Origin of the sequence: Streptomyces sp. CB02980 (assembly GCF_014451325.2) — a bacterium.
Lineage (GTDB): Bacteria > Actinomycetota > Actinomycetes > Streptomycetales > Streptomycetaceae > Streptomyces.
The window spans coordinates 708,145-729,264 of record NZ_JACSCH020000002.1 but is presented as its reverse complement, the minus strand read 5'-3'; the positions used below and the strand labels follow the sequence as shown (position 1 = coordinate 729,264).

The following is a 21,120-nucleotide window of genomic DNA, read 5'->3' as shown; positions in this document are numbered from 1 at the left end:
TCATCCGATCGTCATGGGAGAGGCAGTGGAATCGACCGAGGAAGAGCACGAACGGCAGGCTGGCTACCCGACGTTCGTCGACGGGATCCCGGAGTCCGACTGGCCGCGGCTGCACCTGAGCGAAGGGGATCTTCAAAGGGTTCGGAAGAAGCGGGGAACGCACACACAGCTCGGCTATGCCGTGCAGATCGTCGTTCCCCGCTTCCTGGGTCGGTTCCAGACCGACATGAGCCGGATTCCGAAGGATCTGGTGGAGCACGTCGGCGGGCAACTCGGCATGGCAGATCCGTCGGTCGCAATTCAGCGCTACGGGGAGCACGGTGACACAGTTCGAGCGCACGCGAGGGAGATCGAGCGCGAAGACGGCTGGACCTCGTTCGCCGAAGGCAGGCATCGCCTCGAAGAGCAGATCGAGCACTGGCTGGAGAACGCGCCGGTCGGCCCGAAGGCGTTGAGAGCCAAGATGCTGGGCTGGCTCCTCGAGCAGCGCATCATGCTTCCCGCGCTGTCCACCTTGGACGCTCTCGTTGGGAAGCACCGCAACTCGGCCGAAGAGCACGTCATCGCCAAGCTCTACCGCAGGGTCACACCCGCACAGATCCGTGTCATCGACCAGCTAATGGAGGCGCTCGAAGGCCGGCCCAGCCCACTGAGCTCGTTGCGTGGCCGTATCGACGGCGACACCGTGCCGAGCCTGGAGAGGGCGCTGAAGCGGGCGGAGGACATCGCCAGTCTCGGGTTCGCCGACGTCGATGTCTCCGATATCCCAGAGCGCTGGCTGGCGGCCCTAGCCGACCGTGCGATGACCGCGAGAGTGCTACGTGTCAGGGAGCACTCCACCAAGCATGCAGCGGCCCTGGCGGCGATCAAGCGCCTGGAGAAGAGCGCCCTGGACGATGCGATCGACATCTTGGACAGGCTGATCACCGGCAGGTTCATCAACAAGCCCAAGAGGTGGGCGGAGAAGGAGCTCCTGCGGGCCTTTCCGGAGTTCGCGGCCAGCGGCGCTCTGGTGGCCGATGCAATTCTCGCTGTGCTGAAGTCGGTGGCTGAGCAGGTCGACACCGAAACCGGGGAGATCAGCGACCCCCACACCGATACCGCATCCACCCGAGCGCTGCTGGAGACGTACGCTGACCGACAGGCCCTCGCCGAGGCGGCCAAGCGCCTTCTCACGTATGTGCCGGCACGTGACTCCGACGTCGACGAAGCCCGCCGCACCAAGGCGCTGGAGCAGTACCCGGTACTACGCAAACTCGTGCCCCTCCTCGTCAGCAGGAGGCTTTTTGGAGCGAACCCATCAGGGCGGCGAGCGCTCACCGCGCTCTACGACCTGCCCCGGCTCATGGAAGCCGACCACGCGAGGGACGGCGACATCGACACCGAACTGCTGAAAGGCTCCTGGCAACGCCTGGTGCTGGGGACACAGGGGCCAGAGCCCGGCAGTGTCGATCTGCAGGCGTACGCCATGTGCGTGGTGGAGACCTTCCATCAGCGCCTTTGCGCGCGGGACGTCTACGTCGAGGGCAGCTCACGCTGGGCAAACCCGAAGGCCGCTCTGCTGCCCCGTGAGACCTGGGCCCGCGAACGCCTTTCGCTGCTCGCCGGCCTCGGCCTGCCCGAAGACGCCGACACATACCTCGCCAGGGCGCGCGAGGAACTGCACGCCGTCTTCGGCAGGGTCGATTCACGTGTACCCGACGGCGCCCAAGTGGTCCAGCCGATGGTCGGTTGGTGTTGGCCAAGGTCGCCGCGCCCCGCGCGTCAGAGCTGAGCCGCAAGGTGGACGAGATGCTTCCCACTGTGGAACTGCCCGAAGTCGTCTTGTACATCCTGAATCACACCGGTGGAACGTCCGCGTTCACCACAGCAACGGGTGAGCCCTTCGCGTACACAGAGCTCGACTCGTCCGTTGCCGCCGTGATGGTCGGACACGGATGCAACGTCGGTCTCGCCGCCGTCGCCAGCGACCAGGGCAAGGAGGCACTGACGCCCGAACGTCTGGAGCGCATCAGCCACGGCTTCAGGCCCGAGACGATCGAAGCCTGCAACAAGCTCATGGTGGACGCGGGGAACAGGATCCCCCTCACCAGGCTCAATGGGCAGCGGCTGGCCTCTGTCGACGGCGTCCGCTTCACCATCTCCAATCCGCAGCCACACCTGAGAATCGCACCACAGGGCAGCACGGAGATCAGCTGGATGACCGTGCTCACCGAGCAGGCCATGCAACTCTCCGGGCGGATGGTCAGCGGCAGAGCCAGCGCCGCACTGGAGGCACTGAGCGTACTGGCCGCGCACCGCCCCCCACGCAGGTCCGAAACCCCGCACCTGGCGATCGTCGCGGAGGCGGGAACCCACGAAGACATCGTCTTCGGACTGCTGACCCTCTGCGGCTACGCCTACCAGCCCACCACCGACCAGATCAATGACCACCGGCTGTGGCGCATCGATTCGACGGCCTACCCCCATCTGCGGGATGCGACCAGGCGGAGCATCGACGTCGACCTCATCTCTGAGTACTGGGACGACATCCTGCATCTGATCGCCTCGATCCACCACGGCGCTGTCAGCCCGGACGACGCCCTGAGGATCCTCACCCACCGCGGCAAGCCCAATCCTATGGGGGCGGCCCTCGCCGCCGTCGGACGCATCTGGAAGACCCGCCATCTGCTCAACCTCTACGACAGCCCCGAATACCGTCGCGGCATCGAAGCTCAAAGCCGCCTTCACCAGGCACGTCACAAACTCGCCAAGCGCATCTGTCACGGAATCGACGGACCCTACCCCGAGTACCAGCCAGGCATGGAGAACAACCTCGGCCCGCTCGGTCTCGTGCTCAACGCGGTGGCGCTCTTCAACGCGATCTGGATCCACAAGATCGTCGAGAAGATGCGCGCCCAGGGCAGGGACATCTCGGAGAGTGAGGCGCGTCAGCTCGACCTGCTGCGCTTCGACCACATCAACATGCGCGGCCGATTCCACTTCGAGCTGCGCGCCGAGGGCATTGCGATCCGCGAGCCGGACCCAGAACCCGCTCTGAGCGAAGCCGTCGCCGACGGACTAGACCACCCCGGCGGTTGCTGACGGCGGCAGCGAACAGGTTGAACATGGTGGTCGCGCAAGACTGCTGGCCAGGTTCGTGAAATCCCCTGCCGACCTCCGCCGCGCGCGGCAGGATGTGCGCATGCCATCCAGGATCAAGTTCAGCGGCGCCGAGAAGGATATGACTCTCGACGAGCTTGAGGACGCCATCCAGCACGCGCGCAACGTCGGGGCCAAGGGAGACCGCAATGTGTATGCGGTCCTCAGCACCAGCGGGAAGATCAAAGAAGTGGGCGTGGACATCGGCGACGACGCTGACTAATGCTCCACTGACGTCAAGGCCCCGGCCGCCGTCCCCGGCGGCCGGGGCCTTCGCTGTGGTTGGTGCCGGGGTATCCTTCGCCGGGCCGTCGGAGAGCGTTGGGCAGATTCGCAACAAGGTCGGGCCCCGCTCACTTCCTGTGGAAGCCGGCGCCCGACTTCGAAACGCTGGGTCCCTGCAGATCTCGTTCGAGGTACGAGCCATGCCTCCACCGGCACGTCAACTTTGGTGTCGCCGTCCTGGGAGGACTGTCCCCGAGCTCGCTCCTGCCTGGATGATCATGTCCCTGAGCAGCATAGACAGCCCTTACCCACATTTTTAGGATCTTGGTCTCGGGGCATTGACGCGAAGGCACAGCACCTTGCTCCTGGATGGGGCCGCGAACGCGGTCCGCCCGGGAACGTCTTGATCCGGTCGCATCTTGCAGCTGACAAGGCCGGGCTTGGAGCGTGTAGACGACGGATGCGGGGCCTGAACCGGTGACCGGAGTGCCGGGCCGTGCGAACGGGTCGACATCAGCGCGTCCGGCGAAAGGCACTGGTGTTCACGGAGCGAGGGCTGGGATGCTCTGGTCCGTGGCACGAGCACAGTTCTCTCTATCCGTCGCCTACCTGGCCAAAGGGCTTCGCTACATGCGGGAGGTCCGCCGCGCAATTGAGGCGTACTGGTACGCGACCATGGAGGACCCAGAGGCTGCGGCTCTGGAGGTTCGCAGGGTCGCCTCTGCGGTCAACATCCTCGACGAGGCTGTCTTCCTCCATGCTTTCGGAGACGACTACCGGCGACACCGTGCCCGTGACCCCCTGGGCAAAGTCGTTATGGGGCTCGAGTTGATCCGCAACTGCGAGGAGCACTCGCCGGCGCTCTTCGAAGGCTTGCTGGTACCGGGTGCCCATTTCGGTGTGCCAATGCACATGGCACCCACGCGCATGCGTGTGGTTTACGACTGGGCCCAGTACGTGGATATGCCAGCCGACTACGTGAACATTGATCCGGAGGCCACGGAGAAGCAGAAGCGGGCCCGTGGCGAGGCGCAGGACGCCTACCGGAAGGAGGTCCAAGGTCGTCCGGTCGTGGTCACGTTGTTCGACGCGGTGCGGTTCTTCCAGTCCCTTGACCCTCAATTGATCGCTGAGAATCCACCGATCGTGCGGTGGGCGTTCGCGGAGTCCGCCGAGCTGGAGTCAGCGGTTGAGGTCCCTGTCACGGACCCGCGGCTGGAGTCCCCTCACGCCCATCTGGTGTACCGGCCGATGGGCCTGGACAACTACGAGGTCTTCCTGCTTGACATCGTCTGCCGCAACTCTGACCAGCGATCGGCTCAGTGGCCGGCATGGGACAAGGCGGTGAGGGACCGGAAGACCGGTCTCGTTCGGCAGGCCAAGGACCGGAATCCGCCCGGCGGATGGCGGGAGGTTCGCCACCTGTTGATCGAGAACGGGAAGGTCATCGGGTACAGCGGGATCGGCGACGGTGTTGACCTCCTGGGTGAGCAGTGGGTTGAGCGCACACGGCAGGTAGCCAACGACGTGAACCGTGGCTACCCGTACTTCGTGCGAGCGGGCGACGTCGAAGTCCCGCTGCAACGGACCGGCAATCAGTCCGTGGCCGCCGTCCTTGACGGGCGTGATCTCCTCTCTGAGCTAAGGGAGCCCGTTGAGAAACCGGGGATGGACCTGAGGTGGCTGAAGCTGCTGGAGGACAACCCCGACTTGTACCTGGCCACCCGCCGAGCAGCCCCCGACGCTTGACCTGGGTGGGTCTGACCTGCCATGACGCACTCCCAGTCAGTCTGAAGCCTTGCGTAGCCACGGTGCCGCTTGCCGCTGCGAGTAGCGGGGCAGTGACCCCTCTCATGGGACGCAGGTCCCGGCGGATCGCCCGCAGCGAGGTCGTCACGCTCTCCCAACGCATGGGCCTCGGCCCATCACGTGCGCACGCGCGAGTGGTCTGGGGTGCCTGACGGCCTCGTTCAGTTCTCCAGGCGGCGCTTGGCGAGCCAGTCGACCATGGCGGGGTCGTGGTGGTCGAAGAAGAGCGAGGAGCCGGTGTCGAGGGTGGCGATGGCGGCCATCTGCTCGTCGGTGAGTTCGAAGTCGAAGACGTCGAAGTTCTCGGCCATGCGCTCTGCGCGGACGGACTTGGGGATGGCGACGGCGCCGCGCTGGGTGAGCCAGCGCAGGACGACCTGGGCGACGGACTTGCCGTACTCGGCGCCGATGCCGGCGAGGAGCGGGTTGGTGAACAGGTCGTTCTTGCCTTCGGCGAAGCCGCCCCAGGACTGGATCTGCACGCCGTGCTCGCGCATGAGGTCCTGGTAGTCGGCGCGCTGGAAGAAGGGGTGGGTCTCGATCTGGTTGACCTGCGGGGTGATCTCGTTGTTGATGATCAGGTCGAGCAGGCGGTCCGGGTAGAAGTTGGCGACGCCGATCGCCTTCGCGAGGCCCTCGCGGTTGAGGGCCTCCATGGCGCGCCACTGGCCGTAGACGTCGCCGAAGGGCTGGTGCATCAGGTACAGGTCGACGTGATCCAGGCCCAGCTTGGCCAGGGAGGTGTCGAACGCGCGCCGGGTGTTCTGTTCGGCCGGGGCGTCCTGGACCCAGAGCTTGGTGGTGACGAACAGGTCCTCGCGGGGGATGCCGCTGTTCTTGATCGCGCGGCCCACGGCCTCCTCGTTGCCGTAAGCGGCGGCGGTGTCCAGGAGGCGGTACCCGGCAGCCAGGGCCTCGGTGACGGCCCGCTCGGTGTCCTCCGGCGGGATCTGGTAGACGCCGAAGCCGAGGATGGGCATCTCGACGCCGTTGTTCAGGGTGACGTGCTGCATGGGAGCTCTTTCTTCGTTCGGTACTTCAGGGGAGACAGGGTGTGTCATGGTTCGCGGTCACCTGCCTGTATCGACGATGGGGCAAGAACGCTTGTGGTGGCAGACCGCGATCTTCCGGGCAATGGCCAGCCGTGGTGTGACAGGGCACCCCAACGGTGGCGGCGGCCGTCGGGTCATGCGGCTCGCGCGGCTACGAGGTCGGCGCGGATGTCGGCGGGTTCCGCGTCGAGGGGCAGGGTGTGCGGGTCGAGCACGCCGTCCACGGATCCGGCGTCGTCCGGCTTGAGGGGAGCGAACAGCGTGCTCCAGTCCGTCTGCTCAGGCCCTTCGACTGCGGTGAGTTCGAAGGTCTTGGACAGCGCGGTGTCCTCCAGCAGGGCGCGGATGAGTGTTTCCGCGATCTGGGTGCGGGCCACCCCGCCGTCCGCGGTGCCGCCCTGGTCCAGGACGAGGTGGCGTTGGGTCTCGGTGGCGTGATCGAACCAGCCGGGGCGCACGATCGTGTAGGGCAGCCCGCTGGCGCGTACGAGGCGTTCGGAGCGGCGCTTCCACGGGGAGTTGCCGGGGATGTCGTCGCGGGTGGAGTAGATGGACGTCATCAGGGAGATGCGCGGGCGTTCACCGTCCAGGGCGGCAAGGAGGTTGCGGACGCCGCCGTAGTCGACGCGGCGCCGTGTCTCGGGGTCGCCGCCGGAGCCGTGGGTGAGGACCACCGCCTGCGCACCGCGCACGGCGGCCTTCAGGGAGGCGGTGTCTTCGAGGTCGCCCTGGACCAGCTCGACGCCGGGTAGCAGGGACTCGCCACGCCGCAGGTCACGCACGAGGGCGCGCGGGCTCAGGCCCAGGCGCTGGGCCCAGGTGACGGCGTGGCGGCCGATGCTGCCGGTGGCGCCGACCATGAGGACGTCGGTGAGGGGGGTGCCGGTGGGTGAGGACATGGGAGTGCCTTACGGGGTGTTCAGAGGTTCTTGGCGAAGAAGTCGGTCAGCTTGTCGACGGCGGAGTCGACGTACCGGTCGATCCAGTAGGTCTCGATGTGCTGAGCGCCGTCGATGAGGAAGAGTTCCTTGTCGTCGGTGCCGGTGACCTTCGGGAGCGCGTCGTCGCTCATGTACCGGGTGTCGGCCTCGCTTCCGGCGATCATCAGCAGCGGCACGTCGATCAGGTCGAGGTGGTCGGTGGCGTCGAAGGCCATCAGGTCCAGCAGGCTGCTCATCGTGTACTTGAAGGTCGAGCCGGGGCAGGCGTGGGTCTTCCAGCAGTACTCGTAGCCCTGCCGGTACAGGGCGAACGGCTGGGCCGCGATCTGCTCGTCGGTCAGGTCGGCGTCTCCGGCGCAGCGCACCGTGCCGCCTGCGGCTTCTTCGGCGCGTGCCTGGGACGCCTGCCGCAGCCGGTCCTGGATGGTGTCCACCTGGGAGTCCTGCAGCCCATTGCGGCGTACCAGGCCGGAGTTGAACATGCTGAGTGTGGCGACCGCCCGGAACCGCTTGTCGGACTTGACCGCGTTCAGGGTGTATCCGCCGCCCCCGCAGATGCCGAGCGCGCCCACCCTTTCGGTGTCGACGCCGGGGAAGCCGGCGATGAAGTCGGCCATGCCGTGGACGTCGTCGGTGCGGTGGTAGGGCTTGTCCACGTTGCGGGGCTCGCCTTCGCTGTGCCCCTGGAAGGAGGCGTCCGCGGCGATCGTGATGTATCCCTGTTCGGCGAGCCGCTGCGCGTACCGCCCGGCGACCTGCTCCTTGGTTCCGCCGTTCGGGTGCGCCACCGTGATCGCCGGGAACGCGCCGTTCGGGTCGTAGTCCGCCGGTGTGTAGACGTTCGCGACGATCTTCAGTCCGTGCAGGGTGTAGCTGACCGGGTGGATGTTGACCTTGCCCGGTTCGTTCGCCGTGATCGCGTACTCGTAGACCAGGCCGAACGGGTTGTCCCGGTAGTCCAGCACCGGGCCCGGGGCGGTCACGCTCGGTCGCGTGGCAGTCATCGGATTCTCCTTGTTGATGTCGCGCCTGCGGTGGGGCGCGGTCTGAGTCGTATGTGTTGCTGGGGCGGGGCCGGCCCTCTGGTCAGTCGAGGTTCTTCTCGACCAGGAAGGCGGAGATCTGGCCGGCGATCTCCAGGTTGTTCAGATCCGCGTGGAGGAAGTGGCTGTTGCCCGTGATGCCGGCCTCCGGGAGGAGGACGAGACGGGCGTCGCCGCCGTGCCGGTTGACCGCATCGACCCAGAGGCGGGCCATGGCGACACGGATACGCCAGTTGTCGCGGCCGGCGATGTCGGTCGGTTCGGTGGGGATGTTGTCGCCGTAATAGACGACGATGGGGATCTTCGTCAGACGCTCGAACTCGGCGAGTGGTACGGAGACGGCGGCCATGGTGCCGGCGGAGGAGTCCATCGGGTCAGGGGTCTCGCCTTCGGGGAAGACGAAGCCGCTGCCGGGTTCCAGCGCGACCACGCCCCTGATGCCGGGACTGCGCATGGCGGCCAGCCAGCCGAACCCGCCGGCGTGGGAGTGCGTGACGAGGACTCCCGGCCCGATGCGGTCGAACAGCGCCTCGACGGAGGCGGTCAGGACGTCGGCGTCGATGGGTCCGGTGTCGGGGACCATGGATCGGAAGAACTGCTCCAGTGCCTCGTCGCCGGGCGGGAACTGGCCGCCGGGGTAGCGGTCGGGCCACAGGCCGAAGCGGAACTGGTTGTAGAACCACTGGTCGGTGGTGGCGGTGTCGACCGGCGCGGCCTGGGTGGTCTGGCCGGCGGAAGCCCGGCGGGGCTGGTCGAGGGTGTAGACGGGGAACCCGCGGCGCAGGAAGATCGTCTGGAAGCCTTCGCGGCCGTCGGGGGTGGATCCCCATCCGGAGCCGCACTGCTTGTAGCCGTGCCACAGGACGAGCGGCAGCGGACGCGGGTCCACGGGGATCTGGTAGAAGACACGGGCGTGGTCGCCGTGCAGAGTCTGGCCTGCCGGGTCGGTCGGGCGGCGCGGGTCGAAGGCGCCGGGGGTGGTGCGGGTAGTGCCGCCGACGGCGAAGGATCCCTGACCGGTGAGGGTCAGCGGAGCGAAGCCGTCGTCGGGGGCCGGGGTGGCGTTCATCGTGCTTGTGCGGCCTTCCGGTAGGTCTCGTCGTCGACGTGCTCGCCCCACTCGACGTCCGCGGTGCCGGGTTCGTCGGTTCGTTCCGACAAGGCCAGGTGGGTCATGAAGCGGTCGGGGGTGGCTCCGTGCCAGTGCCACTCGCCGGGCGGGGTGTGGACGGTGTCGCCGGGGCGGAGCACGATCGTGTGACCGTCGCGGGTCTGGACGAGGCCGATGCCTTCGGTGACGTACAGGGTCTGGCCGAGCGCGTGACGGTGCCAGGCGGTACGGGCGCAGGGCGCGAATCGCACGATCCCGGCGGTCAGACGGGAGGAAGGCGCGGCTTCGGCGAGCATGTCCACCCAGACGTCCCCGGTGAAGCGTTCGGCGGGGCCTTGGGAGGTCGGCGTCTTCGGGAGCAGTTCCATGGTCGTGCCTCCTGTCACTTCGAGGCCGGGGGCTCGCTGCTTTGTCCGACGATCTCCTTGAGCTGGACGAGACCGCCCATGCCTGCCGGCCAGCCGGCGTAGAAGGCGGTGTGGGTGAGGGCCTCGACGAGTTCCTCGCGCGTCACGCCGTTGTCCAGGGCGAGCTTGAGATGGCTGTCGAGCTGGCCGGGGCGGGAGGTGGCGGCAAGGATCGCCACGGTGATCAGGCTGCGGTCACGAGGGGAGAGACCGGGCCGCTTCCACACGTCGCCGAAGAGGACGTCGTCGGTGAGTTGCACCATCTTGGGCGCGAGGTCGCCGAGGAGCTGCTCGGCTCGGGTGGGCTGGGCGGACATGCGGCGTTCCCTTCGGTCGTACTGTCGACGGTTCTACAGAACGAGCAGGTCAGCCCGTCGGACCCGTGTGCCCGAACCGATGTATTCGCGGCATTTCTGATGATTCTTGCTTCATGGTGTGGGCGCGGCCACTGGTATGGGGTGCCCTGTCACAGCCTGGCTGCGTGGGGCGTCCCGCATCTCGTCCGCGCGGCGGTCATCGGGCGGCCTGGTCCTGGATGAGGTCGATGGCGGAGTTGAAGCCTTCGGTGGTGCCGCTCGCGCCGGCCAGGAGGTCGAGTTCCACTTCGTCGATCGGCTTGCCGTTGACGGCGGCCGGGGCAGCGTCCGCGAAGTCCTGCTGGTAGTCGCGGGAGGTCGGGTTCGTGGCGTGCGGGGTGACCGACAGGTCTCCGACGACGCCGTCGCTCAGGGTCAGCGAGACGGTGATACGGGAGTTGTTGCCGTACACGCCGTCCGCCGAGTACGTGCCGTCGCGGTAGTCGCGGTCCCGCGCCTCGGAGGAGGCCGCCGGAGCCGACGCCGATGCGGAGGCGGTAGGCGTTGCGGGGGCCGGGGTGTCGCCGTCGTCGCTGGAGCAGGCGGTCAGGCCGGCCGTGATGAGGGCGGCGGCGCTCGCGGCGGCGGCCTTCTTTCCGAGGGTGTTCATGGCGCGGTGCTCGCTTTCGGGTGGCGGGGAAGGGGGTGCCGGTTCAGGGGAGGGGTCAGGCGAAGAGTTCGCCGTCGAAGTCGGCCGAGGCGTCGAGCCGGCCGTCCGCGCCCAGGCGTACCCAGGAGAAGTCGAAGTGTTCGGCCAGTCGGTCCGGGCCGGTGAGGAACAGGGCGGTGGCGAGTCCGTCGGCGGTGGCCGTGTCGTCGGCGACGGTCCAGGTGGCGACGGTGTCGTGGACGGGCTGTCCGGTGCGGGCGTCCAGGAGGTGGTGCAGGCCCGGTCCCCAGCGGCGCCGGTTGGTGGCCGAGGCGCACAGGGAGAGGTCGTACAGGCGTGCGACACCGATCACGCGCGTGGGGTCGTCCGGGTGCTCCAAGCCGACCCTCAGGGGCCGGTCCGACGTGCGGGTGGTGTCGCCGGCGTGGGCGAGGTCGCCGCTGCCGTCGACCACGTAGCCGCGGATCCCGGCCCGGCGCAGGATGCCGGCGACCAGGTCGACCAGCCGGCCCTTGCCCGCGGCTCCAACGTCCAGCACGAGGGGGCGCCGGGTGGTGAGCACCGGCCCGTCGCGTCGTACGTCCCGCGTCCACAGCGGCCTCTCCCTCGACCACGCGTCCGTCGCGTATGCCTCGGGGGTGAGGGCGGGCCGGAAGGTGTATGTCGCGTCGTAGCCGAGCTCTTCGAGGCGGCGGCCGACGAGCGGGTCGACGGCGCCGCCGGTGGCTGCGCCGAGACGGTCGTACAGGTCGAACATGACGGTCGCGTCGTCGGGGAAGACGAACCGGCCGCCGCCCGGCGAGGCGGCGATCCGGCTCACCAGCGAGTCCGGGCGGAACCGCGACCACACCGAGTCGAACCCCTCCACGCAGTCCAGCACGGCCGTGCGGACCTCCTCCGGCAGCGGTTCTCCGGTGAGGACCTGCCACGGCGTTCCGATGCCCTCGAAGGCGAACCGGGCCCTGGGTGCGGCAGCTGGTGCGGCGAGTGTCATGGCGGCAATTCCTCACGAGCGCGCCGGCTGGTCGCGGGCGCCTGTCGGGGGCAGGGGCGGCCGGTCCGGAGGGGGCGGACCAGCCGGCAGAACAACAGTCCCCCGTACGGCGCCCGGGTGCCAGGACGGGCTGTGCCAGGCTGTGACAGGTCCCCCCTCGGCGCTGTCGATCACGGCCGGGACGCAGCACACTGGAAGGCATGGAGTCACCGTCACCGCAGCACGACAGCGGTCCTGAGCTGGGCACCTTCCTGCGAGCCCGACGCACCCAGACCAGCCCGCAAGCGGCCGGCCTTCCCATGGGAACCGGCATGCGCCGCACCCCGGGCCTGCGCCGCGAGGAGCTCGCCACGCTCGCTGGGGTCAGCATCGACTACTACGCCCGGCTGGAGCGCGGCAAGGAGACCCGGCCCAGCCCGGCCGTCATCGACGCCCTCGCCCGCGCGCTGAAGCTGGACGAGGAGGAGCACGAGCACCTGCGGGAGCTGGCCGTCCGAGCCGCGCGCTACGCCTCGGAACCGCCCCAGGCGCCGAGCAGGACCGTGCGGCCGCACATCAGGATCCTTCTGGACACGCTGCGGCCGAGCCCCGCCTACGTCGTCTCACGCAACTTCGACATGCTCGCCTGGAACCCGGGCGGCCTCGCCCTGTACGCCGGACTGGACGACTGGCCCGTCAAGCAGCGCAACCTCGCCCGCTACCTCTTCCTGCACCCTGCGGCCCGCGAGCTGTTCCCGGACTGGGAGAACCTGGTCCGCACCTGCGTCGCACGGTTGCGCGCTGTCGCCGGCGCCGACCCTGACGCACCCGATCTCGTGGCCATCGTCGGCGAACTGCTCCTGAAGAGCCCGGACTTCGCCCGCCTCTGGGAGCGCTACGAGGTCACCGGCCGCAAGAAGACACTCAAGACCTTCCGGCACCCCACCGTCGGCACGCTGGCCCTCATGGGCCAGAGCATGCCGCTGGAAGGCTCTCCCGGTCACCGGCTCAGCGTCTACGTCGCCGAGCCGGCCACTCCCGATCACGACGCCATGCTGCTGCTGGATATGACCGCCCCGGCCCCCTCGGCCAGTAAAACGGCGGCGCCGGCCGAGCCTGCGGAGTCGCGGCGCGAGGAGTAGAGGCGGCGGCAGGGCTCTCCCTGAAGGATCGGAACGGGCGCTGGGGTCCGGATCAGGTGTTGATCCGGACCCCAGCGCCCGTTCTCGTGGTGGGTGGCGGCTCTCCTTAGCTTCGTTCGCCGATGAGGCCGAGGTCGTGCAGCCAGGTGTCGACGGCGGTGTCCGTCGCAGGATCGCCGGCCTCCTCGCCACGGACCGCCAGGCCGATGGCGATGGTGGCTCCGGGACAGGACGTGGCGTAGTCCTTCGGGGCGGTGCCCAGACCGCTCATGGCGTGAGTGGTGAACGGAGCCACGGTCTTGCCGCGGAAGTCGAGCGCCTCCGCGAAGGTCCGCATGATCATGGGCGCGGCGACGTTCCACACAGGGCTGCCCAGCAGCACGGTGCCGTAGCGCTGCCATGACAATGCCGAGGGCAGAGGTCCCGCGATGGCGGGCCGTGCCTCGTCCTCCTGTTCGCGGACGTTGCGCGCCACGGTCGCGTCGTAGTCGTCGGGGTATGGGTCGGCGGCCTCGATGCGATAGACGTCGCAGTCGAGCCTGGCGGCGATCTTGTCTGCCAGGAGTTTGGTGTTGCCGACCGTGAGGAAGGTGCGGCCGCCGTAGGAGTAGTTCTCGCCCGGCCGGGAGAAGTAGGCCAGGAAGACCGGGCCGCCGGCCGGGTGGTCTTTTCTGCGCGACATGGGTTCTTTCCTTCCTGCGCAGGTACAGAGCCAGTTCCGGCCCGGTGCTCGGCGCGGTGCTGTCGGTGCGGTCAGCGGCGGGTGGGACGGAGTAGACCGATGCCCGCGGTGAGGGCCAGGAGGACGGCTCCGAGGACGAGGCTGACGCGCATCCCGGAGTAGAACGAGCCGCCGGCGATCAGCGCGCCGAAGATGGCGACGGCGAGCGCGCCGCCGAACTGGCGGAAGGTGTTGAGCGCGCCGGAGGCCAGTCCGGCCTGTTCGGCCGGGACGCTCTCCAGGGTCAGTCCGGTCATGGCGGGAACGGCCAGCGCGCCGCCGCAGGAGACGGGAATCATGAGGATGATCACCAGCCCCAGGGGCGCGGAGGCGGACAGCGCACACAGCAGAAGCAGGCCGAGGGCCATGAGCGCCTGTCCGCCGATCATGACGGGCTTGGCGCCGAACCTGCGGACCGCGGACGCGGAGACCAGCGAGACGACACCGGTGGCCAGCGTCATGGGCAGGAACGCGAAGCCGGTCTGCAGGGCGGTCAGCCCGCGCTGGTCCTGGAAGTAGAGGGAGAGCAGGAACGTCAGGCCGTAGAAGCCGATGTTGAGGGCGAAGCCCGCCGTCAGGCAGGCGACGACGATGCGGGAGCGGAAGAAGCTCAATGGCAGCATCGGGTGGGCGCTCTTCGCCTGGTCGGCGACGAACACCACCAACGCCACCGCGGCGAGCGCGAAAGCGATGAGGACCTCGGGCCGGCCGAAGCCGTACTCACCGCCCTCGATGAGCCCGTACGTGAGCCCGCCCATGGCCACAACGGCGGTGACCTGCCCGATCCAGTCGAGCGGGATGGAACGACGCGGGGAGCGGGCCACCCGGGCGAGGAGCAGCAGGGCGACGATGCCGACCGGCACGTTGATGAAGAAGATCCAGCGCCAGCTGACCTGGTTCAGCGCCCCGCCCAGGACCGGTCCCGCTGCGGAGCCGACCGAACCGCCGACCGCCCACAGGGCCAGCGCCCGGGTTCGTGCCCCGGCGTCGGGAAACGCCTCACGCAGCATCGCCAGCGTGGCGGGCATCATCACGGCCGCGCCCGCGCCCTGCACGAATCGCGCCGCGACGAGCGTCGGCAGCGACGGTGCGAAACCGCAGGCCGCCGAGGCCACAAGGAACACCGCCAACCCCAGGCCGTACGCCTGGCGGGCGCCGATCCGGTCGGACACCGCGCCCGCGGACAGAAGCAGGGCCGCCAGCATCAGCGTGTAGCCGTCGACTACCCACTGCAGCCCGGCCATGCCGCCGCCGAGGTCGTCCCCGATCGTCGGCAGGGCGACGTTCACGATCAGTGCGTCCAGCGTGATCACGAAGAAGCCGATCACCGACGCCAGCAAGGCGAAGGTGGAGCTGGTGCCCCCACGGCCCGACGGAGGGCCGGACAACAGGGATCGGGTTGCGGCGGTCGTGCCTCTCATCAAGGTCTCCAGGAAGCGGAACAAAGGCTTTTACCTGTGTAGACCCTCCTCCGGCACGCCGCGTGCCGGAAGGCCGGGATGATCCACGGCATGGCGTTCCAGGCTGTGCCAGGTCCCCCCTGAGCCTTGGCCCGCTTCCTCGTAGCGCCGCCCATCGCCCCCGCGTGTTGGACGGTACGGCAGAGCCGCCAGGGATGGCACTCGTTCCCCGGCCCGCCGTCGGACGGCGAGTGGGGAACACCGCGACGTCGCCGCTTCCGAGCGCAACGCCCACTCGCTTGACTTTCTCTTTACCAGATCTATAGCTCCGCCGGAAGGTTTGTGGGGCGCCCCGTGACAGCACGGCCCGCCCTGCCACGGCACGACCCGTCCTTCCCCACACTCGCGGCCTGCCACACGCTGCTCATGAACGTTTCCCCGCCTCCGACACCCGAAGTGGAACAACCCGTCATGAGCCGACTCTCCGGTGATCCCGGCCTCCTGCGCTCGGTGCCGACCGACGGCCTACGCGCCCACGGACGCCCAGGAGCCCGCCCGTGAAGCGAAGGTCCAAAGCGCTCGTGCTGATTTCAGCCGCCCTCGTGACGATGGCCTTGCTGGCCTACCTGAACCTGGACGCGGCACAGGAAGGGGGAGCGCGGACACCCGGACTGTCGGCCCCGGCGAACCCCCTGGGCGACAAGACGTCGGCCCAGGACGTCCCGGACAACGGTCCGGAAGAGAGGGCGTGACGGTGCTCCGCAAGATGCTCTTCTGGGGCGCGGCAGTCGTCTTCCCACTGCCTCTGCTCTTCACTTACGACGCGGTGGCCCTGGTGCCGCAGCAGCTGAAGCTCTACATCTTCCTCGGCCTGATCGCGTACGCCTGGTGGCTGCTCGCGGTGCTGCTCAGCGTTCGCCCGGTCTGGCTTGAACGCCTCATCGGACTCCCGTCGATCTACGGCCTGCACGGCATGCTCGGAGTCCTGGCGCTGGCCACCGCCTACCTCCACCAGGAGTACTCCTACGCGCCCAGCAGCGGCGCCCGTCTCTTGGGCGACTGGGCCTTCTACGGCGCGCTCGCGGTGCTGTGCTACTCCGCGTTCTTCATAAGCGGCTGGCTCGTGGACAGGTCGCGCCTGCTGCTGCGGGCCAAGGGGCTGCTGGAGAAGGTCTTCCGGCATCGCCTGTCCGTCTGGATCCACCGCCTCAACCTGCTCGTGATCGTGATGATCTTCCTTCACGCCCACCTGCTGGTCCGGGTGAACCAGTACCTCGGCTTCATGCTCCTGTTCGACGCGTACACCGTGCTCACCTTCACGGTGTATGCCTGGCGCAAGTGGATATCCCCCGACGCCTTCCTCGCCGGGGTGGTCGTCGGAAACGAACCTCTCGGCACCTCCGCCCGCCGCATCTCGATCCGCCTGGACGAACGCTGCGATGCCGTCAGGCCGGGAGACTTCCTCTTCCTCAGCTTCGAGGCCGTCAGCCGCGAATGGCACCCATTCTCGGTCACCGACAACGGCCAGAACATCCTCACCTTCACGGTGCGCACCCACGGCGACTTCACCAGCCGGCTCGACGGCGTCACGACGGGAACTCGCGTCCGGCTGGAAGGACCCTTCGGCCGCTTCGACTCCATCGCCCAGGGCCAGCCCCCCGAGCGTCCGCTGGTCCTTGTCGGCATGGGCGCCGGCGTCGCGCCCCTGCTGAGCCTGGTCTCGGAGCACCACACCACCCGCCAGATCCGCCTGCTCTGGTCGGTGCGCACTCCCGAAGACGCCTACTACCGCAGCCTTCTCGACGAATACGAAGCCGCCTCCGGCGGACAGCTGACCACTGAGATCAAGACCGGCAGGTTCCGCCGCGAGGACCTGACTCGAGCCCTGTCCACCGAAGAGATCAAGCAGGGCACCTTCTTCGTCGTCGGTCCCGGCCCCGGAGTCCTGGGCCAACGGCGCCTCCTGCGACGCCTGGGCGTCTCCCCGCTCCGCCTCCACGACGAACGACTCACGATGTAGCCGCCGTCATCCCCGCGCCGACAGCTCTCCCTGGCGCGTCCCCGCCCTCTCACCGTACGGAGCACCTTCCATGAGCAACACCTCACGCCGCAGTTTCCTCGCCCTTGCCGTAGCAACCGTGGCGGGAGCCGGCCTCGCGGGCTGCTCCTTCCTGCCCGGCAGCGACGACAACCAAGGCGCACAGGCATCGGAGATGACGAAGACCCTGGACAAATCCCGCGTGCTGGTCGCCTACTTCTCCTTCCCCGAGACCGACGACCCCGCTGGCATGAGCGAGGACGAGGCGAACAGCACCCACATCGTCGACGGCAAGGTCTACGGGAACACCCAGTACGTGGCACAACTCATCGCCGAACGCACGAAGGCCGACCTCTTCCGCATCGAGACGGCCGAGGCCCTTCCCCTGGACCACGCCACCCTCACCGACCTCGCCGACGAACAGCTCAACACCCGCGCCCGGCCCCGGCTCAAGCAGACCGTGCGCAACCTCGCCGACTACGACACCGTGTTCATCGGCTACCCGATCTGGTGGTACGACATGCCGATGCCCCTCTACACCTTCCTCGAAGGACACGACTTCAAGGGCAAGAATGTCATCCCTTTCAGCACCCACGGCGGAAGCCGACTGGCCAGCACCGTGGACTCCATCGTGACCACGCTGCCCGGCGCCACCGTGGTCGGCGACGCCTTCACCATCTCAAGGGACGACATGGACGACGCCACGACTCAGGTCACCGAATGGCTCGCCGCGCTGAAGCGCAGGTAGACGCGTTCCGCCCCGGGCCCGGTGGCCTAACGCAACGCCACTTTCCGGATGACCGAGGGGGATAGGTGACGCTCCAGGGCAGCAGCGATGCTTCCGCGAGTAGGGTGAGTTCACTCATGAAGTGAAACTCGACAACGGTCCACGTCCTCCCGCCAGGCGCCCCCGAAGGGACACTGAGCGTAATGACTCGGCCTGGGTCACTCGATCAGTGGCCACTCTGAAAACGCTCACTGCCCCATGAAAAGCCATGTGGCCAGGGCGGAGGCCAGGCCCACGGCTAGGGTGATTGCCTTGGTCGGGAAGTGGTCCGCCTTGACGTACAGGGTCCCTACCCGGAGTTCAAAGTACGGGTTCGGGTCAGGAGGCGTGGGCGTCTTCACGGGGACATGCCTTTCTGCGCACCAACGTCCCTCGCGCTGATGCGTGCACATACCCAAGCACAAGTTTCGGAGCAACGCCTAGCCGTGCTGGTCAGCAGGCTGGCGGCCCAAGTGGCCTAGGCCAGGTACTGATTTCGGTATGTGGTCTCCCTGGCATGCTGACGGAAATGACAGATTCGCAGTATCGAGAACCTGTCACGACAGCTTGCGGCCCTGCGGATAACGGGCCTGGGGTCTGTGACGTGCTCTCACCTGGTGCGTAACCCCCAGGCCCGTTATCCGGCTCTCGCCCGGCCGGGCGGCCGGGCGGCCGGGTTGGTGGTACCACCCTGAGAAAAGTGCGCGACTCGGAAGACTTGTGCGCCTTTTGATGGTGGTACTACCCCCGCTGATAGTCGCGGCAGGTGCGATCGCACCTGCGATCGCAGACGGTCTCCGGCTGAGGCGGGCACACCGTGACGTCGAGGTGTGGTCAGCCGGCGCCGTTAGCGGGCTATCGCTGGCGGAGGTCGAGGTCCTGTCGTGGCGGCGCGCTGGTCTAGCGCGCTGTGCCCGCATGCTGGGGGATGCGTAAACGACTGACGCAACTGCCTTGAGTCAGTTGCGTCAGTGCCTCACGAATTAACCTTGATAGGCAGGCGTTCGGCGGCCTGACGGCGCGCCAACTTAGCGTACTGACCAGTGCGCCAGGTTGGCGATCGAGGTCGTGTTGACCTGCGGTTCATTGGGTTTCTGTTCAAGAGTTGCGTACGCAGGTGCGTACGCAACCTCGACGTTGCGGTTGCCCTCAGTGCAACCGAATTGCCTTCAGTGCAACTCGTAAAGCTCCCTCCGCTAGTCGACTAGCGGAGGGTCAGAACATGTTCCGACGGGGATCTCATGACTTGGCATGGCGGTGGTCGGCGGGCACGAATCCCCGGCAACTGGCGGAGTCTCTGGGCCAAGGTCCTGAAGCGGGACCGCCTGGTAGCCCCCTGGGCGTCTGGGAGCGTCCCGACGGCCCGCCCGGGGGGTGCACGTATCACCCTGCGATGCGCGCGCGCCAACCCTCCACGAACTTTCCAAGTCGGCCCGCGCATCGCATCCCTGGGCGGATCACCTGCAACGTGTGCGGTGCCAAGTTCCAAGAGAAGTAGAACCACGGCCTACGCGCGGCGGTACCGTGGTTCCGCTTCATGAAGACAAGGGGAGAGGGCGATGGCCAAACCAGCAAGGTACGTGGCGGTGGCGGAGGCTCTCCGCAAGGACATCCAGGAGGGGACCTGCGCGGAGGGCCTGGACCTGGGCACGGCGGGCCTGGCGGCCAGGCATGCCACCAACGCGGCAACTGTGACCAAGGCGCTGGAGGTCTTGACCGGGGAGGGCGTGGTCGTTCGAGACGGAGACGCCTGGGAGGTAGCAGAGGGCCTGTTCCCGCCTGACACATCCGCCGGCCAGAATGCCGCAACACCCTTGGTGGTCACGGAATCCGCGAAGGGCCTGACGGCCAGAATCGCGGCCAAGGCGGAGGCGCCGAAGGGGTCGGAGGTGGCCACCCGGGAGGCTCCCAAGGTCCTGGAGGGTCGCGTGGTCACGGAGCATATCGACCCCAACGCGGAACGGGCCCTGAAGCGGGAGGACGTGGCCCGGGTGTACCAGGAGACCAAGATCCTGGGCCGGACGTGGCTGGACACGGAGACCCGGGCGACGAAGGCCAAGCGGGACATGTCCGCCAAGCTGATGGAACTCCGCCAGATGTTCACGTACAAGGGAGACCTCGACTACAACGGCAAGTCTTCGGAGTACCAGGCCCTGGCCGCCCTCCTGTACCAGGACCTGGGCGCGGACAAAACAGCCCAGCGCGCGATCCTCCACCACGTCGAGGACCGCAAGCGGGAGGTGATCCCACCATCCAAGTGGGACAAGTTCGGCGTGGACCCGCTTTCCCGGGGACAGCGTGCCAGCCTGGAAAAGAAGACCGCCAAGGCCCTGACGGAGGTCTCCGACACCGCCAAGGCCACGGCCGGAGAGGCCCGCAAGGGCAAAGCCACCGGGGCACAGCTCGTGACCCTGGCCCGCCAGATCGAACACGGGGTTGCCGTGTTCTCCGTGGCGTCCCTCCGTGTCATGACCCCGGCCCAGCGAAAGGCGTTCCGGGACCAGATGAAGGCCACCCGGGACCAGGCGGACGCTGCGCTCCGGGAGCTGGACTCCCTGGACGACTAAGCCCAGACCCCACTAAAAGGCCCCATTCCCTCACGAAATGGGCCTTTTCGCGTTTAAGGGGCGAGAAGAGTGCCCTGACGACACGTGGAACATCCGGGCGTAGCGCTGACGCACGCGGCATGGCACTGCTGAAGTCCTGGCAGATCTTCCGCAGATCCCGCATCAGCCCCGACCGCATGACCGTCACCTCCAAAGCCGTCCTCACCCTGGAGAGGCAACGTTGAAAAGGCTCACTCACTCGCGTCATTTCACGGGGCTCAGACCTGTGGTTCTTCAGACAGCCTCACGACGCCAGGCTCCTGTTGGCAGGACGTGGTCATGGGCTGGTCGGCAGGGTCGCCGCCGTCACCTTCTCCTCGTCTGCCCGGGTAGGAACCAGACGGGCGCAGCCGGACGCCGTTCTCGATGACTGAGAGTTGAACGGTGGCGAGGCTGGCTCCTTCGCGGTCGGCCGATGTCCTGGAGTGACAGGTGGTCCTGCTCGTACCAGATCCAACGGGACCGATTGCCACGCCTGGTCCTCGACACATGCACAGTCCCGACATCGCAAACTCACGAATGCAGCTGCGCCGTCCATCGCGCCCCCAGCCGCCACCCTGATGCCAAGTTGCCAGCGCGGTATCGGTTACAGGGCCCGCCTTATGCGGAGTCACCCGATAGATGACGCGCCCGACCTACGAATCTCAGATAGATGGCATAAGTGCCAACCTGGTGCCATCGCGGCTGAGACTGTGCCGCGAAATCCTGGACCCTACAAGCGATGTAGGGTCTCGCGGCTCATGCCATGGGACAGCTCGATGACTTGGTGCTCTGCTAGT

The 21,120-nt window shown here is 67.7% G+C and carries 19 protein-coding genes and 1 pseudogene; 10 read left to right on the top strand and 10 right to left on the bottom strand.

The genetic code is table 11. From position 1 onward, the window contains the following. Positions 1-25 precede the first annotated feature (25 nt). From E0F75_RS06685 to E0F75_RS06670, 4 genes are all read left to right on the top strand, one after another. Positions 26-1,774 carry a DUF4158 domain-containing protein gene (locus E0F75_RS06685; protein ID WP_187621532.1) on the top strand — a complete coding sequence of 583 codons (1,749 nt, stop codon included), beginning with the start codon at positions 26-28 and terminating at the stop codon, positions 1,772-1,774. Next, on the top strand, positions 1,735-3,084 hold the full coding sequence (locus tag E0F75_RS06680; RefSeq protein WP_187621531.1) for a Tn3 family transposase: 1,350 nt from the start codon (positions 1,735-1,737) through the stop codon (positions 3,082-3,084). The genes E0F75_RS06685 and E0F75_RS06680 overlap by 40 nt, the downstream gene beginning before the upstream one ends. A 100-nt stretch (positions 3,085-3,184) precedes the next feature. Continuing rightward, positions 3,185-3,364, top strand: coding sequence for a hypothetical protein (locus E0F75_RS06675; RefSeq protein ID WP_187621530.1), 180 nt, complete (start codon positions 3,185-3,187; stop codon positions 3,362-3,364). Between the two features lie 575 nt (positions 3,365-3,939). Continuing rightward, on the top strand, positions 3,940-5,115 hold the full coding sequence (locus E0F75_RS06670; protein ID WP_187621529.1) for a hypothetical protein: 1,176 nt from the start codon (positions 3,940-3,942) through the stop codon (positions 5,113-5,115). A gap of 221 nt (positions 5,116-5,336) precedes the next feature. Here the strand turns inward: E0F75_RS06670 and E0F75_RS06665 are convergent, their stop codons facing one another. From E0F75_RS06665 to E0F75_RS06630, 8 genes are all read right to left on the bottom strand, one after another. Further along, positions 5,337-6,188, bottom strand: a complete 852-nt coding sequence (locus E0F75_RS06665) for an aldo/keto reductase (protein ID WP_187621528.1) — start codon at positions 6,186-6,188, stop codon at positions 5,337-5,339. 173 nt (positions 6,189-6,361) lie between these two features. Next, a complete protein-coding gene (locus E0F75_RS06660) occupies positions 6,362-7,126 on the bottom strand; it encodes an SDR family oxidoreductase (RefSeq protein ID WP_187621527.1) in 765 nt (254 codons plus the stop codon). A 20-nt stretch (positions 7,127-7,146) separates the two neighbouring features. Beyond that, on the bottom strand, positions 7,147-8,172 hold the full coding sequence (locus tag E0F75_RS06655) for an alpha/beta hydrolase (protein WP_187621526.1): 1,026 nt from the start codon (positions 8,170-8,172) through the stop codon (positions 7,147-7,149). An 82-nt stretch (positions 8,173-8,254) separates the two neighbouring features. After that, positions 8,255-9,280 carry an alpha/beta fold hydrolase gene (locus E0F75_RS06650; RefSeq protein WP_187621525.1) on the bottom strand — a complete coding sequence of 342 codons (1,026 nt, stop codon included), beginning with the start codon at positions 9,278-9,280 and terminating at the stop codon, positions 8,255-8,257. Further along, positions 9,277-9,690, bottom strand: coding sequence for a cupin domain-containing protein (locus tag E0F75_RS06645; RefSeq protein WP_187621524.1), 414 nt, complete (start codon positions 9,688-9,690; stop codon positions 9,277-9,279). Before E0F75_RS06645 ends, E0F75_RS06650 begins: the two co-directional genes overlap by 4 nt. A 14-nt stretch (positions 9,691-9,704) precedes the next feature. Then, a complete protein-coding gene (locus E0F75_RS06640) occupies positions 9,705-10,046 on the bottom strand; it encodes a carboxymuconolactone decarboxylase family protein (protein ID WP_187621523.1) in 342 nt (113 codons plus the stop codon). A gap of 196 nt (positions 10,047-10,242) precedes the next feature. Beyond that, positions 10,243-10,695 carry a hypothetical protein gene (locus tag E0F75_RS06635; RefSeq protein ID WP_187621522.1) on the bottom strand — a complete coding sequence of 151 codons (453 nt, stop codon included), beginning with the start codon at positions 10,693-10,695 and terminating at the stop codon, positions 10,243-10,245. A gap of 55 nt (positions 10,696-10,750) precedes the next feature. Beyond that, on the bottom strand, positions 10,751-11,689 hold the full coding sequence (locus E0F75_RS06630; RefSeq protein WP_187621521.1) for an FAD:protein FMN transferase: 939 nt from the start codon (positions 11,687-11,689) through the stop codon (positions 10,751-10,753). A 200-nt stretch (positions 11,690-11,889) separates the two neighbouring features. Here E0F75_RS06630 and E0F75_RS06625 point away from each other — a divergent pair, with 200 nt between their 5' ends. Then, positions 11,890-12,810, top strand: coding sequence for a helix-turn-helix transcriptional regulator (locus E0F75_RS06625; RefSeq protein ID WP_187621520.1), 921 nt, complete (start codon positions 11,890-11,892; stop codon positions 12,808-12,810). Between the two features lie 106 nt (positions 12,811-12,916). On the opposite strand, the gene E0F75_RS06620 is transcribed toward E0F75_RS06625, so the two are convergent. Both E0F75_RS06620 and E0F75_RS06615 read right to left on the bottom strand, forming a co-directional pair. Continuing rightward, positions 12,917-13,492, bottom strand: a complete 576-nt coding sequence (locus E0F75_RS06620) for a flavodoxin (RefSeq protein ID WP_187621519.1) — start codon at positions 13,490-13,492, stop codon at positions 12,917-12,919. 71 nt (positions 13,493-13,563) lie between these two features. After that, positions 13,564-14,952, bottom strand: coding sequence for an MFS transporter (locus tag E0F75_RS06615; RefSeq protein WP_187621518.1), 1,389 nt, complete (start codon positions 14,950-14,952; stop codon positions 13,564-13,566). A 536-nt stretch (positions 14,953-15,488) separates the two neighbouring features. Between E0F75_RS06615 and E0F75_RS06610 the strand changes: the two genes are divergently transcribed. From E0F75_RS06610 to E0F75_RS06590, 5 genes and pseudogenes are all read left to right on the top strand, one after another. Continuing rightward, complete coding sequence (locus tag E0F75_RS06610) at positions 15,489-15,683, top strand: hypothetical protein (RefSeq protein ID WP_187621517.1); 195 nt, start codon at positions 15,489-15,491, stop codon at positions 15,681-15,683. Next, on the top strand, positions 15,680-16,951 hold the full coding sequence (locus tag E0F75_RS06605; RefSeq protein ID WP_229312542.1) for an FAD-binding oxidoreductase: 1,272 nt from the start codon (positions 15,680-15,682) through the stop codon (positions 16,949-16,951). Before E0F75_RS06610 ends, E0F75_RS06605 begins: the two co-directional genes overlap by 4 nt. 70 nt (positions 16,952-17,021) lie before the next feature. Further along, the gene (locus tag E0F75_RS06600; protein WP_187621516.1) at positions 17,022-17,717 is read left to right on the top strand and encodes a flavodoxin; all 696 of its coding nucleotides are present in this window, start codon (positions 17,022-17,024) and stop codon (positions 17,715-17,717) included. A 1,577-nt stretch (positions 17,718-19,294) separates the two neighbouring features. Further along, positions 19,295-20,302, top strand: coding sequence for a GntR family transcriptional regulator (locus E0F75_RS06595; protein WP_187621515.1), 1,008 nt, complete (start codon positions 19,295-19,297; stop codon positions 20,300-20,302). A 107-nt stretch (positions 20,303-20,409) separates the two neighbouring features. Then, positions 20,410-20,526, top strand: a pseudogene (locus tag E0F75_RS06590) (IS5/IS1182 family transposase); the annotation flags it as partial. Between the last annotated feature and the right edge of the window lie 594 nt (positions 20,527-21,120).